This window comes from Pseudomonas frederiksbergensis (assembly GCF_017114915.1).
Lineage (GTDB): Bacteria > Pseudomonadota > Gammaproteobacteria > Pseudomonadales > Pseudomonadaceae > Aquipseudomonas > Aquipseudomonas frederiksbergensis_I.
In genome coordinates this window covers 65,190-80,372 of sequence record NZ_JAAUOE010000010.1, presented here as the reverse complement: position 1 = coordinate 80,372, position 15,183 = coordinate 65,190, and the positions used below count along the sequence as shown (strand labels likewise).

Below are 15,183 nucleotides of genomic sequence, written 5' to 3'. Positions count from 1 at the left end.
GAAGGGCGTGCGCCTCATAGCGACGCCCTGACCACCAATGGACAATCAACCGGATGGGCTCCCTCCACCTCAAGGGCTTCAATCAGGTGCCGGGCCGCATTGCGACCGATTTCGTAGTACGGCAGTTGCACCGTGGTCAAAGGCGGGATGAACAGTTCGGCGATACCGATCATGTTGTCGTAGCCGAGCACCGCGACATCGTCGGGAATCTTCAGGCCACGGCCCAGCAACAACTGATAGGCACAAAACGCAATGCGGTCGTTGCCACAGATCAGAATGTCGAATTGCGGGCGACCCTCAATGATGTGCCGGTCGAGGATGGCGGCGGTTTCACCATAGGCGTCATGCTCGGAAAGGTCGTATTGCAAGAGTGCGTCAGGCGCCAGCCCGAATGCCTGACAGGCACGCTGCAGGCCTTTTTGTCGCAAGTCCCAGGCCAGGCTCTGCTTGGGCAGATTGATACACAGCGGGCGCCGATAGCCTTGACTCAAGGCGTGGTGCACGGCGCGATACTGCCCCGTTTCGTCGTCCGGCACATAACTGACCAGGCGACTGTCGTCCGCCAGGCAATTGGCGAGCACCAGGGGTTTGCTCTTCAATCGCTCGGGAATGCTCACCTGGCGAAAGCCCATGGCGCTGAAGATCAACCCGTCGGGGCGGTGCGACAGCATCAGGTCGATGTTCTGGTCGGTGGGCGGGTTGCTCAACAGGTTAAGAATGAAGACATTCCAGCCCGCCTGCTGCGCGGTCTGTTCGATGGACAGCAGCAGCTCTACGGCGAACGGCGTGGTGGCGGTGTCCAGCGCGAACACGCCAATGGTTCGGGACTGGAGATTGTCGCCGCGCATTTTGCGCGCCGACAGGCTCGGTACGAATTGCAGTTCATCAATGGCGCGACGCACCCGCTGAAGGGTTTCGGGGCTCAGTTTTTCCGGGTTGTTGAGCGCTCGAGAAACCGTCATCAGGGACACGCCGGCCAGTTGTGCAACGTCTTTCACTGAAGTCATGCGAGGCGAGGCCGGTCAGGTTGACGCAGAATCATGACACAGGCCCTGGGCTTCTCGCGACCCGAATGACGCCGCTCCCAGCCATCCCGAGGCCAAAGGCCATGCCCTGGGAACGCGGACACGCCCGCCACTTCCGCTAGCCAGAAGCTTCACCCCCAGACTGTCGGGCCGCGGATAAAGGCGACTGCTGAGGCTGAAGCGCCCGTTTTCGTCGAATACCTCAATGGACGAGCGATCGAGGAACACGCGCAGTGCCAGTCGCGCTTGCGTCGGGTCTATCGACACGCTGCGCTCGCCGGTGACTTGCGCACCCGATCGGCTTCGGTCCAGCACCAGACGCTGCAGCGACGCATCGTAGTAGAGCAGGGTTTGTTCCTGGCCATCGTCGCTGCAACGCAAGGCGATGCCCAGGTGGCCGTCGGTGCAGCCGAGCAGATCCAGGTGCACATGGATTTCGAGCCTGTCGCCATTCACTTCTGGCACCCGACGGGTTCCTGACTCATTCCACCAAGACGTACTCGGCAATGGCGCCTCGCGCAGAGCAGTGAGCTCCCGTGCCGGGTACACGAGAAGGCGATCGTCGTGCAGTTCAAGTTCGCGTGGCAAACCGAGCATGCCGCACCAGTGATGGGCCTGGCTTGGCATCGGGCTTTCCCACATGTCGAGCCACGCCCACACCAGGCGTCGACCATCGGCGGCCACCAGGGTTTGCGCGGCATAGAAGTCATGGCCGTTATCCAGCTCGATAAAAGGCCCGCCGGTGAAGTGCCATTGGCTGTCGAGTCGGCCCACGCGATAACCGGTCTGGTATTTGTTGAGCCGTTCATAACCCTGGGGTTGCATGCCCTGGGGCGAGTACAGCAGCACATCGCGTCCGTTCAGTCGGAACAGGTCCGGACACTCCCACATATAGCCATCGCCCTCGTTGCCGCTGGACACATAGTCCAGGAACTCCCAGGCATGCAGATCCGTGGAACGGTACAGCGGCAGCAGCGGTTGATCGCCCAGGCGTGCACCGGCAATCAGGTACCAGCAGTCATCCTCCTGCCAGACCTTGGGGTCACGAAAGTGCATGATCGCGTCGTGCGGCGCGGTCTCGATGACGGCGCCATGTTTGACGAAGCGGATGCCGTCGACACTGGTGGCCAGGCACTGGACTTGACGGATCGAGCGCTCGTCTCCCACGTCCCCCAGCCAGGTGTGCCCGGTGTAGATCAGTGCCAGGGTATCTCCACACACCACCGCGCTACCGGAAAAACAACCGTCGCGGTCGAAGTCATCGCCGGGCGCCAGGGCAATGGGCAGATGCTGCCAATGGACCAGGTCGGCACTCTTGGCATGCCCCCAATACATCGGGCCCCATTTCGCGTCGAAGGGGTGGTGTTGATAGAACACGTGATACTCGCCACGAAAGTACACCACCCCGTTAGGGTCGTTCATCCAGCCCGCCGGGGGGGCAAGGTGATAACCGGGGCGGTAATCGTCGATGACGCGAGACAGGCCGTGACTCAGCGCACGCTGCGCAAGGTCAAGAGAGGCAGACATTGGATCGCTCATGGTATTCAAAGACAAGGTCATAGGGCGCCTGCCCGTGCCGAGCGCAGAGGGACGCCCTCGGGCAGGGTTTCAATGGCGTGGCGCTTCAAGGCCGCGCCGTCGGCGTCGAACAGATGCAGATTGGCGATGTCCAGCTGCAGCTCGACCCGATCGCCTGCCTGCCATCCGGCGTTGACTTCGCAACGACAGATCAGCGGCTCGTCCTGACCGATATCAAGGTGCACATAGGTTTCGCTGCCCAGGTATTCGACTGCGGTCACGACGATGCCGGCGCTCTGCGCCGCCTTGAGCGACACCTGTTCCGGGCGAACCCCCAGAGTCAGTTGCGCACCCGCCGTCAGGCTCGAGCTGTCGAAGGGCAGGGATGTCGTACCCAAAACGGGGCTGTCGACCAGGCTGGTGGCGCCTGGCGCCTGCAGGCGCACCGCCAGAAAGTTCATTTTGGGTGAGCCGAGAAAGCCGGCGACAAAGCGGCTGGCCGGGCGTTCATAGAGTTCGCGTGGGGAGCCGACCTGCTCGACGCGACCGCCATTGAGCACGACAATTTTGTCGGCCAGAGTCATCGCTTCCACCTGATCGTGGGTGACGTAGATCATGGTCGAGCCCAGTCGGGCATGCAGCCGGGCGATTTCGTTGCGCATCTGCACCCGCAAGGACGCATCCAGGTTGGAGAGCGGCTCATCGAACAACAAAATGTCCGGTTCCCGCGCCATGGCTCTGCCCATCGCCACCCGCTGACGCTGCCCGCCAGACAGTTCCTTTGGCTTGCGTTGCAGCAATTTGTCCAATTGCAGGATTTGCGCGGTTTTCAGCACCCGCTCGCGCAGGCTGGTTTTTTCAGTCTTGGCCAGTTTGAGACCAAAGCTGATGTTGTCGTAGACGCTCATGTGCGGGTACAGCGCATAAGACTGAAACACCATGCCGACGCCACGCTCGCGGGGCTCCAGGTCGTTGACCCGACGCCCGTCGATCAACAGGTCGCCGGCGCAGATCGAATCCAGCCCGGCGATCAGGCGCAGCAGGGTCGACTTCCCGCAGCCCGAAGGGCCGACGAACACCACGAATTCACCCGCCGCGATGTCCAGGCTGACGTCGCGCAGAATCCGCATGCCGCCCAATTGTTTGTTCACGTTGTCCAGTTTCAATTTGATCACGATGCTGTTCCTTGTAATTGTCGGGCATCAACCCTTTAACGCGCCGGCAGTGAGACCGGAAACGATTCGGCGCTGGAAGATCAGCACCAGAATCACCAGCGGGACGGTGACCAGCACCGAGGCGGCCATCAACAGCCCCCAAGGCAGCTCATGGGGGCTGCCGCCGGAAATCAGGGCGATGGCCACCGGCACTGTGCGTTGGGTGTCAGTGAGGGTGAAGGTCAGGGCAAACAGGAACTCGTTCCACGCGGCGATGAAGGCCAACAAACCCGTGGTGACCAGGGCGGGCCAGAGCAGCGGCAACAGCACACGGGTCAGCGTGACCCAGGGCGACGCGCCATCCATGATTGCCGCTTCTTCCAGTTCATGGGGCAGTTGGCCCATGAACGTGGTCAGCACCCAGACGGTGAAGGGCAGGGTGAAAATCGTGTAGCTGAGGATCAACGCCCAGGAGGTGTTGTACAGGCCCAGGGCGCGGATCACTTCGAACAGCCCCGACAGCACCGCGACCTGGGGAAACATCGACACCCCAAGGACCATCATCAACACCGTGCCGCGCCCACGGAACTTCACCCGGCCCAAGGCATAGGCGGCGGTCAGGCTGAGGAACAGCGCCAGCGTCACCACGCTAAGCGCAACCACCAGCGAGTTACCGATCGCCCGCAGGAATGAGGCCTGGTTCAGTACCGCCGCGTAATTGGAGAAGTCGGGGTTTTTGATCCAGTAGCTCACCTGGAACAAGGCGCTGGACGGCTTCAGCGACGTGACGATGGCGTAGTAGAACGGGAACACCGCATACAGCAGCAACACCCCGATCAGGCACCAGAACCCGAAGCGCAACAGGGCTTTTTTCAGTAGACGCGGGCTCATGAGCGGACCTCCAGTTGACGGCGGCCGAGGTAGAGATAAAGCACGGCAATCACCGCAACGACCAGAAACAGCAGGGTCGAGGCCGCGCTGCCGTAGCCGACGTCCTGGAACTCCACCAGATGCTGGCGGGCATAGACCGACATGCTCATGGTGCTCGACGAGTTAGAGGTCAATACATAGATCACGTCGAACACTCGCAAGGAGTCGAGGATGCGAAAGATCGCCGCCACCAGCAGTGCGGGCATCAGCAGTGGCAGTGTGACCCGCCAGAACACCTTCAGTGGATGAATGCCATCGACCCTGGCGGCTTCGTAGCAATCACTCGGCAACATCTGCAACGCCGCCAGCATCAGCAGCGTGACAAAAGGCACGGTTTTCCAGACATCGACGAGGATCACCGCCCACATCGACAGGTCCGCGTCTGCCGTCCAGGCCAGGGGCGCGTCAATCAGGCCGAGGCTGAGCATCAGGTGATTGATGATGCCGAACTGGTCGTTGAGCATCCACGACCAAATCTTCGCCGAGACAATCGTTGGAATTGCCCACGGAATCAGAATCAATGCCCGCACCAGCGAACGGCCGGTGAACTTGATGTTCAGCAGCAACGCCACCAGCAGCCCGAGTACGACTTCCAGCCCCACCGACACCACGGTGAAATGCAAGGTGTTGCGCACCGCGTTCCACCATTGAGGGTCGACCAGAATGCCCGACCAGCTGGAACCGTTGTGGAATAGATAATTGCTCAGGCCAATGAAGGTTCCGTCAGCGGTGTCCGCCAGGTTGGCGTCGGTCAGGCTGAACCAGAATGTGCGCAGCAGCGGCCAGGCCGCCACCAGGGCCAGACACAGCAACATCGGTGTCAGGAACAGCCAGGCGGCGCGTACTCGGCGACGCTGGACCGGCGTTTCCCTGGCGAGCAGGAGCTCGTCACAGGGAACATGGGCAGTAGAAACAGACATGGTGATTTCCTTCCTTGTGGCTTACCAGTTCCGGTGTTTGATGCGCGTGAGTTGGCTTTCCAGTTCGGCCAGCGCCTGATCGACCGGCAACTCACCGGCCAGCACGCCATGCACTTGATCGAAGAACGCATTGGAAACCCGTGGGTAACGATCGGCGGTGATTGAAGCGGGGCGCATGACCCCATCGTTGAGGATGCTGTGCAGCTGGCTGTAATAAGGCATGGCCGCGAGCAATTCAGGATCTTGATAAAGCGACTCGATCACCGGGTTATAGGCGCCCACCAGAGCACGACGTTTCTGCTGCTGGGCACTGCTCAGGTAGCTCACCAGTTCTGCGGCGAGTTTTGGATGGGCGCTGTAACGCGATACCGCCAGGCCCCAGCCACCGAGGGTGGAGGCATGGGTGCCGGCGCTGCCGCCTCGGGGCAGGGGAGCGACGCCGACCTTGTCTTTGATGGCACTGTCCTGGCTTTGCACCAGCGCCCAGACATAAGGCCAGTTACGCATGAACAGCGCATTGCCCGACTGGAATACGCCACGTCCTTCTTCCTCGGTGTAGTTGAGTACGCCACGCGGGGAGATGTCGCCTACCCAGCTTTTGGCCAGGGTCAAAGCCGTTTTTGAGGCCTGACTGTTGACCACGATGTCGCCTTTTGAGTTGACCAGTCCACCTTGCGGTTGGCTGCTGATCCACTCCAGCGCATTACAGGTCAGGCCCTCGTAGGCGCGTCCCTGAAAGATGTAACCCCAGGCATTGGCGTTCCCGGCGTTGCGCTCGGCCTGTTGAACATCCCTGGCGGTAGCAGTCATTTCCTCCCAGGTCTGGGGCACCGACTTGTTGTATTTCTCGAGCAAGTCCTTGCGGTAATACAGCAGGCCCGAGTCGGTGAACCACGGCATTGTCACCAGCCGTCCGTTCACCGTGGCGTTGTCCACCTGTGCCTGGAAGTAGCCTTGGGTCGCGTCGGCGGGCAGCACCTCGCGCAGATTCAACAGATGTTTGGCCAGCATCCCTGGCCACACCATGTCGATTTGAATGATGTCGATGTCGCTGGACTGGGCACTGAGGATCTGTTGGTAGAACGACAACCTTTCGGTCGCCGAGTTAGGTGTGGACACCACCTCGACGTGATTGCCGGTCTGTTTCGACCATGCGTCGACAGCCTCCTTGCACAGTTGCAATTCGGCACCCACGGCCCCGCACGAGATCGTCAGATCGGCTGCGTTCGAGAGGGATGGAAGCCCGGCACACAGGGTGAGCAGTGCTGCTGGAAGGAGCGATTTTAGTTGTTTCATAAAGCCCTCTTTATTTTTGTTTTTAGAAAAGTTAACGTTAACATCGCCAAATGTAGCAGCGTATTTGCGATTAGGCATCCTTTTTTTCATGGATTGTGACAACTCACAGTTGACGAGGAAAAAGGGCGGTCGCGGGAACAAGACAATAAAAACAAAACAAGGAAATTGATATGCAGAAAGCATCAAGCTGGCTACTCGCAGGCGTACTCGGCACCTCGGCGGCCACCTCTCAGGCCGCGACGCTGGAAGAACGCATGGCTGCGTTTGAAGCCCGTGCCAGCGCGGCGGAAAAACGCGCGGCCGCCGCCGAACAGCAAACCCAGGCGCTTGCCAGGGAATTGCAGCAGATCAAACTCGCCACGCCCACCTCACAGCCGGCGGCGTCCACGGCGACAGCCATTGCCGCGCCCACTGTGGACACCCGTCTGGCCAAACTCGAGGCCCAACAGCAGAGCCTGGAAAAACAGGGCAGCACTGGACACCTCACCGACGGCTTCAGTTTCAAGGGCTACGCCCGCTCCGGATTGCTGATCAACGATGGGCTGGGCGGTGGTCGTGGCGGCCCTTATACAACGCCTGCCGGTTCTGTCGGTGGCGCCGTCGGGCGACTGGGCAACGAAGACGACACCTACATGCGTATCGACCTGTCGAAAGAAATTCTTGCGCAGAACGGTACCCGTTCCAAATTCACGGTTTCCATCGCCGACGGCGTGGAAAGTTCCAATGACTGGACGGCCGACGAAAGCAATCTGAACGTGCGTCAGGTATTTACCGAGCTTGATCATCTGGCCGCCTTCAAGGGCAATTCAGTGTTCGAGAACGCCACGCTGTGGGCCGGCAAACGCTTCGACAGAGACAACTTCGATATCCACTGGCTGGACTCGGACGTGGTCTTTTTGGCGGGCACCGGGGGTGGAATCTACGATGTGCAGATGACCAAGGATTGGCGCTCCAATTACTCGTTGGTCGGGCGTAACTACGGGGATTTCAGTGAGGGCGGGGTCAATGCCGATGTGGAAAGCTACATCCTCACCTCCAACCAGTTCTTCGACAACGGTCAATGGCAGTGGATGTTCAATGGCATTGGCTCGAAGAAAAACGACTTTGGCACTCGCACCAATGAAGCGGGCCTGACACCTGCGGATTCCGGCTTGCACAGCATGGTCGCGAATCATCAGAAAACCTTTTTCGGCAGGGAAGGCTTCTTCAAAACGGCGCTGCTCTATGGGCAAGGGCTGGGGGCCGAGGTCAAGAACATCGGCTCGGACGGCGAGCTGATCGACGACGCCCGCGCGCTGCGTCTGGCGCTGTACGGCGAGACACCGATTGCACCCGGCTGGCGCATCGGCCCCAGTCTGCTGGCTGAACAAAGCAAGGATCGCTACGTCAAGGGTGACGACTACCGCTGGATGACCCTGAACGTGCGCTTGGCCAATGAAATCAACAGCAATTTCGAGATGGCCTACGAAATGAGCTGGCAAACCATGAACCTCGACCCCAAGGGCTACCTGCAACGTAATGCAGTGGACGGTAACTTCTGGAAATTCACCGTCGCGCCGACATTCAAACCTGACCTTGGAGACCTGCTCACACGCCCCGAACTGCGTGTGTTCGCCAGCCTCATGAACTGGTCTTCGGACCTGGACCGATACAGCTCCACAGACAACTTCGGCAAGACGGACTTCAATGCCGGCGGTGTGTGGCAGTACGGGATACAGATGGAAACCTGGTTTTAATACCCGGGGCTGCTCCCTGTCCGGTGGCGAACGCTCATTGAGCGGGGCCGCCGGATGAGGCGGTGGTTAGCCCCTGCCAGGCATGTCGATGTGATGTAGATGCACCCGTCGGTACAGCGTTGCCCGGGAGATGCCCAATGCCTTGGCTGCGGGGGTGGGTTTCCAGCGATGACGCACGAGGGCATCGATGAGTGCCTGGCGTTCCGGACTGGCGCAGCGTTCCACGGTGTCAGCTGAAGCCGGATCATTGAGTCGATGGCCGGGCAGATGCTCAGGCAAGTCACTCAACAGAATCAAGTGGTTCTCGCACACGGCGCAGGCGTAACGCAGCACGTGCCGCAGTTCGCGCACATTACCCGGCCAACGATAGCCGAGCAGGCATTCCAGTGCGGCGCTTCCCAGTTGCAGCGCTACCGCGCAGGTCGACGATTCTTCTTCGAGTATCCGGTTGATCAATGCGAGTCGATCACTGCGTTCGCGCAACGGCGGCAATTGGAATCGCGCGCCACTGAGACGAAAGTACAGGTCCTCGCGAAACTCGCCGCTGGCCACCAGGGCTTCCAGATCGCGGTGGCTCGCGCAGACGACCTGAATGTCTATCGCTTTGCTTCGTGACGCCCCCAGGGGCGCCACTTCGCCCTCGGCTAAAACCCGCAGTAGCCGGGTTTGCAGGGTCAGAGGCATATCGCCGATTTCATCGAGAAACAGGGTGCCGCCATCGGCCTGTTCCAGCAGACCTTGCATGCCTTTACTCGAAGCCCCGGTGAAGGCGCCGGCCGCATAACCAAACAGCTCGCTTTCGATCAGGTTTTCGGGAATCGCTGCGCAGTTCACCGCGATAAAAGGTCGATCACGGCGCAGACTGGCCTGGTGCAGCTGGCGGGCGAAGACTTCCTTGCCGGAACCGGTTTCGCCATGGATCAGCACCGGCAGATTACGGTCTTTGACCCGAACCGCAAGGCGCAGGCTTTCTTCGAGTCGCGGGTCGAGATCGGCGGGTGACAATACCCGACGCGCAGGGCTGCGTTTCACCTGCCGTGGCGCGCTGAGTCGGCCATGCAAGACATGGCGGCTACCCTGGCAGTGAAACAGGCAGAGCGATTCGTCCCTGGCCCGATGCAACAACTGCTGATCGAACACTTGGCCGACGTGTTCCGGCAACTGACCAACGCTTTGCAACAGCCACTGTCGCGCCGCGGGGTTCAGCGCCTGCAGTTGTCCGTCGTCATCCCAGGCGAGCAGGTAATCGGGTTGGCTGTCGACGTAGCCCGGGCTGTTGTGGGCCCGTAGCACCCAGTAACCCTGGGCACTGTTCATGAAAAACGCCTGCTCTATTTCCCGTGCGCTCTGCACCACCATTTGCCGGATCAGATGCTGCGAACGACGGTCGTCCGGCGAGCGCACCGCAGACACATCGAGCACCCCGAGCAGTTCACCCCGAGGGTCGAAGACCGGAGCGGCAGAGCAGGTGAGTCCGATAAAAGCCGCGCGGAAGTGATCCCGCTTGTGCACCGTGACCGGTGTTCGCGCGGTCAGCACCGCGGCCACGCCGCAGGTGCCTTCCTCGCCCTCTGACCAGCAGGTGCCCAGGTACAGGCCTGCTTTGCGGCAGTCATTACGGATGGAGGTTTCCACGCGATAGTCGATGGTCTGGCCCTGGGCGTCGGTGAGCAACACGCAGTAGTCGGCATCGCGCACACGACCGTGGAGTCGGGCGACTTCTTCGCTGGCGATGCGCAGGAAGAGTTCGGCGCGTTCTCGACACTCCTGCAGTACGTTCTGGGAAAGGATTCGCGGTCCTTGTAATGAGCCAGGGTCCAGGTGGTGTTGCTCCATGGAGCGGCGCCAGGAATCCAGTATCAAGTCCGGCACCGGCAGTTGCGGCAGGTGCGCTGCGTTCTTCAAAACACGGCTGACGCAATCCACATGCGCCTTCGAGTGTGCGGAAAGCATTTAAGGCCTCCGGTTCGATCTTCTTTTAGTTGTGCGGGCTATTAAGCGCCGTTCACCGACGGTCGACAAGCATCGGTTCACCCCACAGCGAAGCTGAGACGCGATGTCTCAAGGTCTCACCATGAACCCGTGCAGGCTGACATGGGACGTCTCAATCAAGTGAGATCCCACCACTTGTAATGCGATCAAGAACCGCTCTGGACCGGGCTTTCTGGCGATCTTTTGCGAACCTGGCACCGGCCTTGCTCTAACCCCGTCAACCAGTACGACTGGCAACCCGATAATAACAAGAGGTGCCCTATGTCCTCCTGCCAAGGCCTTTACTCTGCTGTACCCGTGGTGGCGACATGAGTCGCTTGCCCCTGACCGTCGGCATCATTGCCAATCCGGCGTCCGGCCGGGACGTAAGGCGCCTGACGGCGAATGCCGGGCTGTTTTCCAGCACTGACAAGGTCTCGGTGATCCAACGGCTGCTGGCGGCTTTTGGCGCCACCGGTGTCGAGCGCGTGCTGATGCCCACCGACATGACCGGCATCGCGGCCGCGGTGAAGAAGAACAGTCATGGCCGCCAGGCGCGTGACAGCCACTGGCCAACTCTGGAGTTCCTGGAACTGACCTTGCGCCAGAGCGTGGCGGACACTCGCCAGGCCGCGCGCTGGATGGCTGAACGCGGCGTGTCGCTGATTGCCGTGCTCGGCGGTGACGGCACCCACAAAGCGGTGGCCGCCGAAGTCGGCGACATTCCGCTGCTGACCCTGTCGACGGGGACCAACAATGCCTTCCCGGAGCTGCGTGAGGCCACCAGTGCCGGGTTGGCCGGCGGGCTATTTGCCAGCGGGCGGATTGCCCCCGAAATCGCTTTGCGCCGCAATAAACGCCTGCTGGTGCGGATTCCCAGCCGCGACTTGTGCGAAGTGGCGCTGGTGGACGTGGCGGTGTCCTCGCTGCCCTTCGTCGGCGCCCGTGCAATCAGTCGCGGGATTGATCTGGCGGAGGTGTTCGTCACCTTCGCGGAACCTCAGTCCATTGGCATCTCGGCCCTCTGCGGCTTGTGGTTTCCAGTATCGCGCCAAGCCCCCAACGGTGCCTGGATGCGCCTGGATCCGCAATCGTCCGAAGCCTTGCTGGTGCCCCTGGCGCCTGGCCTGTTGCAAGGCTGCGGCGTGCTCGCAGCCGCCAGCCTTGAACCTGGCATTGCCCATCGTCTGTGCCTGAGCAGCGGCACCCTGGCCCTGGATGGCGAGCGGGAAATCGAATTCAACGCCCATGACTTACCCACCGTGACCCTCGATGCCGGCGGCCCGTTGAGCATCGATGTCAATGCGGCGCTGGCCTATGCCGCGCAAGAGCGGCTGCTGGCTATCGGTCGTGAACACCCGCAACACCCTTTGAACCTTGCACTTTGAAACTTGAGCCTCAAGACACCCTGGAGAATAAAAATGTCGACACAGCTGACTGCTGATCAATTGCTGCATGCCTATCGGGTGATGCGCACCATCCGCGTCTTTGAAGAGCGCCTGCACGTGGAGTTCGCCACCGGCGAGATTCCCGGTTTCGTCCATCTTTATGCCGGTGAAGAGGCCTCGGCCGCCGGTGTCATGGCTCACTTGAGGGATGACGACTGCATCGCCTCCAACCACCGTGGCCACGGTCATTGCATCGCCAAGGGCGTTGATGTGCACGGGATGATGGCCGAAATCTACGGTAAGAAAACCGGGGTCTGTCAGGGCAAGGGCGGCTCCATGCACATCGCCGATTTCGAGAAGGGCATGCTCGGTGCCAACGGCATCGTCGGGGCCGGTGCACCGCTGGTGGTAGGGGCGGCCCTGGCCGCCAGGCTCAAGGGAACCGACGGCGTCGCCGTGGCGTTTTTCGGCGACGGCGGTTCCAACGAAGGGGCCGTGTTCGAAGCGATGAACATGGCCTCGGTGTGGAACCTGCCGTGCCTGTTCATTGCCGAGAACAACGGTTACGCCGAGGCCACGGCCTCCAACTGGTCGGTGGCCTGCGATCACATCGCCGACCGCGCAGCCGGTTTCGGCATGCCTGGGGTCACCGTCGACGGCTTCGATTTTTTTGCCGTTCACGAAGCCGCCGGTGCGGCGGTGGCGCGCGCCCGAGCCGGTGAAGGACCGTCGCTGATCGAAGTCAAGTTGACCCGCTACTACGGTCACTTCGAGGGCGATGCCCAGACCTACCGGGCACCGGACGAGGTCAAGTATTTCCGCGAACACAACGACTGCCTGATGCAGTTTCGCGAGCGCACCACCCGGACCGGATTGATCGATGCCAGCCAGTTGGACCAGATCGATGGCGAAGTGGACCTGCTGATCGAAAATGCCGTGCGCAAGGCCAAGTCCGACCCCAAGCCAAGCGCCGCCGACCTGCTCACCGACGTCTACGTTTCCTATCCTTGAACGCCCCCTATAACAAGAATCGAGACCTTCATCATGGCGAGAAAAATCAGTTATCAGCAGGCAATCAACGAAGCCCTGGCCCAGGAAATGCGCCGCGACCCCAGCGTGTTCATCATGGGGGAAGACGTCGCCGGCGGTGCCGGTGCTCCCGGGGAAAACGACGCTTGGGGCGGGGTATTGGGCGTGACCAAGGGCCTTTACCACCAATTTCCCGGTCGCGTGCTGGACACGCCGCTGTCGGAGTTGGGTTATGTCGGTGCCGCGGTAGGCGCAGCAACCTGCGGCGTGCGCCCGGTGTGTGAGTTGATGTTCGTCGACTTCGCCGGTTGCTGCCTGGACCAGATCCTCAATCAGGCGGCCAAGTTTCGCTACATGTTCGGGGGCAAGGCCTCCACCCCGTTGGTGATTCGCACGATGGTCGGCGCGGGCCTGCGGGCCGCCGCCCAACACTCGCAAATGCTCACGTCGCTGTGGACCCACATCCCCGGCCTGAAAGTTGTCTGCCCGTCATCCCCTTATGACGCCAAGGGCCTGTTGATCCAGGCCATCCGCGACAACGATCCGGTCATCTTCTGCGAACACAAACTGCTCTACAGCATGCAGGGCGAGGTGCCGGAAGAGCTCTATACCATCCCGTTCGGCGAGGCCAACTTCCTGCGCGACGGCAAGGACGTGACCCTGGTCTCCTATGGGCGCACGGTCAATACGGCGATGGATGCAGCCCGCAGCCTGGCAGGGCGAGGCATTGACTGCGAGGTCATCGACCTGCGCACCACCAGCCCGCTGGACGAAGACAGCATTCTTGAAAGCGTGGAAAAGACCGGACGCCTGGTGGTGATCGACGAAGCCAATCCGCGCTGTTCCATGGCCACCGACATCTCGGCCCTGGTGGCGCAAAAAGCGTTCGCCTCGCTCAAGGCACCCATCGAGATGGTCACCGCGCCGCACACGCCGGTGCCATTCTCCGACGCCCTGGAAGACCTCTATATCCCTGACGCGGCGAAGATCGAAAACGCCGTGCTCAAACTGATCGAGTGGAGCAAGCGTTCATGAGCCAGATCCATACCCTGACCATGCCCAAGTGGGGCTTGTCCATGACCGAAGGCCGGGTCGATGTCTGGCTCAAGGAGGAGGGCCAGGCGATCGCCAAGGGCGATGAAGTGCTCGACGTGGAAACCGACAAAATTTCCAGCAGCGTCGAAGCGCCGTTTTCCGGTGTACTGCGCCGTCAGATCGCGCGCCAGGACGAAACCCTCGCGGTCGGTGCATTGCTCGGCATCGTGGTCGACGGCGAAGCCAGCGAGGCCGAGATCGATGCAGTGATCGAGCAGTTCCAGGCTGCGTTCGTGCCAGGTGACGGTGCCGAGGAAGACAGTGGGCCGAAGCCGCAGAAGGTCGAACTGGACGGGCGACTGATCCGTTACTTCGAGCGCGGCGAAGGCGGAGTGCCGTTGGTGCTGGTGCACGGGTTCGGCGGTGACCTGAATAACTGGATGTTCAATCATGAAGCACTGGCCGCCGAGCGCCGGGTGATTGCCCTGGATCTGCCGGGCCATGGTGAGTCGACCAAACAACTGGAGCACGGCGATCTGGATGAGTTGAGCGGGGTGCTGCTGGCTCTGCTCGATCATCTGGATGTTCCCGTGGCGCATCTGGTGGGGCATTCCATGGGCGGGGCGGTGTCGCTGAACACCGCGCGCCTGGCACCGCAGCGGGTGCGTTCCCTGAGCTTGATCGGCAGCGCCGGCCTGGGCGCGGAAATCAACGGCGATTACCTGCAAGGTTTTGTCGAGGCGGCCAGCCGCAATGCCCTCAAACCACAATTGGTGCAACTGTTCTCCGATCCCGATTTGGTCAATCGGCAGATGCTCGAAGACATGCTCAAGTACAAGCGTCTGGAAGGGGTGGATGCGGCCCTGCGCCTGCTGGTTGCGGGGCTGTTCAAAGAAGGGCGGCAACAACTCGATCTGCGCGGCGTGGTGCAAGAAAACCGGCAACCGGTATTGCTGATCTGGGGCAGTGACGACGCGATCATTCCTGCGACCCACAGCGCTGGCCTGGCTGCTCAGGTCGAAATCCTGCCGGGTCAGGCGCACATGGTGCAGATGGAAGCGGCCGAGCAGGTCAATCGGCTGATTCTGGACTTTGTCCAACAACACTGATGCCTCCCTTGGCGGCCGGCCATTTGCCGGGCGCCAAGGCCAACGAGTTCAAGGAGATTCCAACATGAGCCT

The 15,183-nt window shown here is 61.1% G+C and carries 11 protein-coding genes and 1 pseudogene; 5 read left to right on the top strand and 7 right to left on the bottom strand.

Annotated features, from left to right (window positions below; genetic code table 11):
* Positions 1-14 precede the first annotated feature (14 nt).
* The 6 genes and pseudogenes from HCU66_RS10190 to HCU66_RS10165 all read right to left on the bottom strand — a co-directional run bounded on the left by HCU66_RS10190 (position 15) and on the right by HCU66_RS10165 (position 6,843).
* Positions 15-1,007, bottom strand: a complete 993-nt coding sequence (locus HCU66_RS10190) for a LacI family DNA-binding transcriptional regulator (protein ID WP_205888360.1) — start codon at positions 1,005-1,007, stop codon at positions 15-17.
* Positions 1,008-1,088: 81 nt separating this feature from the next.
* Positions 1,089-2,585 (bottom strand): annotated as a pseudogene (locus HCU66_RS10185) (glycoside hydrolase family 32 protein); the annotation flags it as partial.
* The gene (locus tag HCU66_RS10180; protein WP_205888359.1) at positions 2,582-3,718 is read right to left on the bottom strand and encodes a sn-glycerol-3-phosphate ABC transporter ATP-binding protein UgpC; all 1,137 of its coding nucleotides are present in this window, start codon (positions 3,716-3,718) and stop codon (positions 2,582-2,584) included. The pseudogene HCU66_RS10185 and the gene HCU66_RS10180, both read right to left, overlap by 4 nt.
* Before the next feature lie 27 nt (positions 3,719-3,745).
* Positions 3,746-4,588 carry a carbohydrate ABC transporter permease gene (locus HCU66_RS10175; protein ID WP_205888358.1) on the bottom strand — a complete coding sequence of 281 codons (843 nt, stop codon included), beginning with the start codon at positions 4,586-4,588 and terminating at the stop codon, positions 3,746-3,748.
* Positions 4,585-5,547 (bottom strand): carbohydrate ABC transporter permease, encoded by a 963-nt coding sequence (locus tag HCU66_RS10170; protein WP_205888357.1) that lies wholly within the window; start codon positions 5,545-5,547, stop codon positions 4,585-4,587. The genes HCU66_RS10175 and HCU66_RS10170 overlap by 4 nt, the downstream gene beginning before the upstream one ends.
* A 21-nt stretch (positions 5,548-5,568) precedes the next feature.
* The gene (locus tag HCU66_RS10165) at positions 5,569-6,843 is read right to left on the bottom strand and encodes an ABC transporter substrate-binding protein (RefSeq protein ID WP_205888356.1); all 1,275 of its coding nucleotides are present in this window, start codon (positions 6,841-6,843) and stop codon (positions 5,569-5,571) included.
* 170 nt (positions 6,844-7,013) lie between these two features.
* Here HCU66_RS10165 and HCU66_RS10160 point away from each other — a divergent pair, with 170 nt between their 5' ends.
* A complete protein-coding gene (locus HCU66_RS10160) occupies positions 7,014-8,579 on the top strand; it encodes a carbohydrate porin (RefSeq protein ID WP_205888355.1) in 1,566 nt (521 codons plus the stop codon).
* A 66-nt stretch (positions 8,580-8,645) separates the two neighbouring features.
* Here HCU66_RS10160 and HCU66_RS10155 read toward each other — a convergent pair whose 3' ends face one another.
* A complete protein-coding gene (locus HCU66_RS10155; RefSeq protein WP_205888354.1) occupies positions 8,646-10,532 on the bottom strand; it encodes a sigma-54-dependent Fis family transcriptional regulator in 1,887 nt (628 codons plus the stop codon).
* A 347-nt stretch (positions 10,533-10,879) separates the two neighbouring features.
* On the opposite strand from HCU66_RS10155, the gene HCU66_RS10150 reads away from it, so the two are divergent.
* From HCU66_RS10150 to HCU66_RS10135, 4 genes are read left to right on the top strand one after another with little or no spacing between them, the layout of a single operon-like run.
* The gene (locus HCU66_RS10150) at positions 10,880-11,938 is read left to right on the top strand and encodes an ATP-NAD kinase family protein (protein WP_205888353.1); all 1,059 of its coding nucleotides are present in this window, start codon (positions 10,880-10,882) and stop codon (positions 11,936-11,938) included.
* Positions 11,939-11,971: 33 nt separating this feature from the next.
* Positions 11,972-12,949 carry a thiamine pyrophosphate-dependent dehydrogenase E1 component subunit alpha gene (locus HCU66_RS10145; RefSeq protein WP_018928914.1) on the top strand — a complete coding sequence of 326 codons (978 nt, stop codon included), beginning with the start codon at positions 11,972-11,974 and terminating at the stop codon, positions 12,947-12,949.
* A 33-nt stretch (positions 12,950-12,982) separates the two neighbouring features.
* On the top strand, positions 12,983-14,002 hold the full coding sequence (locus HCU66_RS10140) for an alpha-ketoacid dehydrogenase subunit beta (RefSeq protein WP_030128853.1): 1,020 nt from the start codon (positions 12,983-12,985) through the stop codon (positions 14,000-14,002).
* Positions 13,999-15,111: an acetoin dehydrogenase dihydrolipoyllysine-residue acetyltransferase subunit gene (locus HCU66_RS10135; protein ID WP_205888352.1), complete on the top strand. Its 1,113-nt coding sequence runs from the start codon at positions 13,999-14,001 to the stop codon at positions 15,109-15,111. The genes HCU66_RS10140 and HCU66_RS10135 overlap by 4 nt, the downstream gene beginning before the upstream one ends.
* Positions 15,112-15,183: the final 72 nt, after the last annotated feature.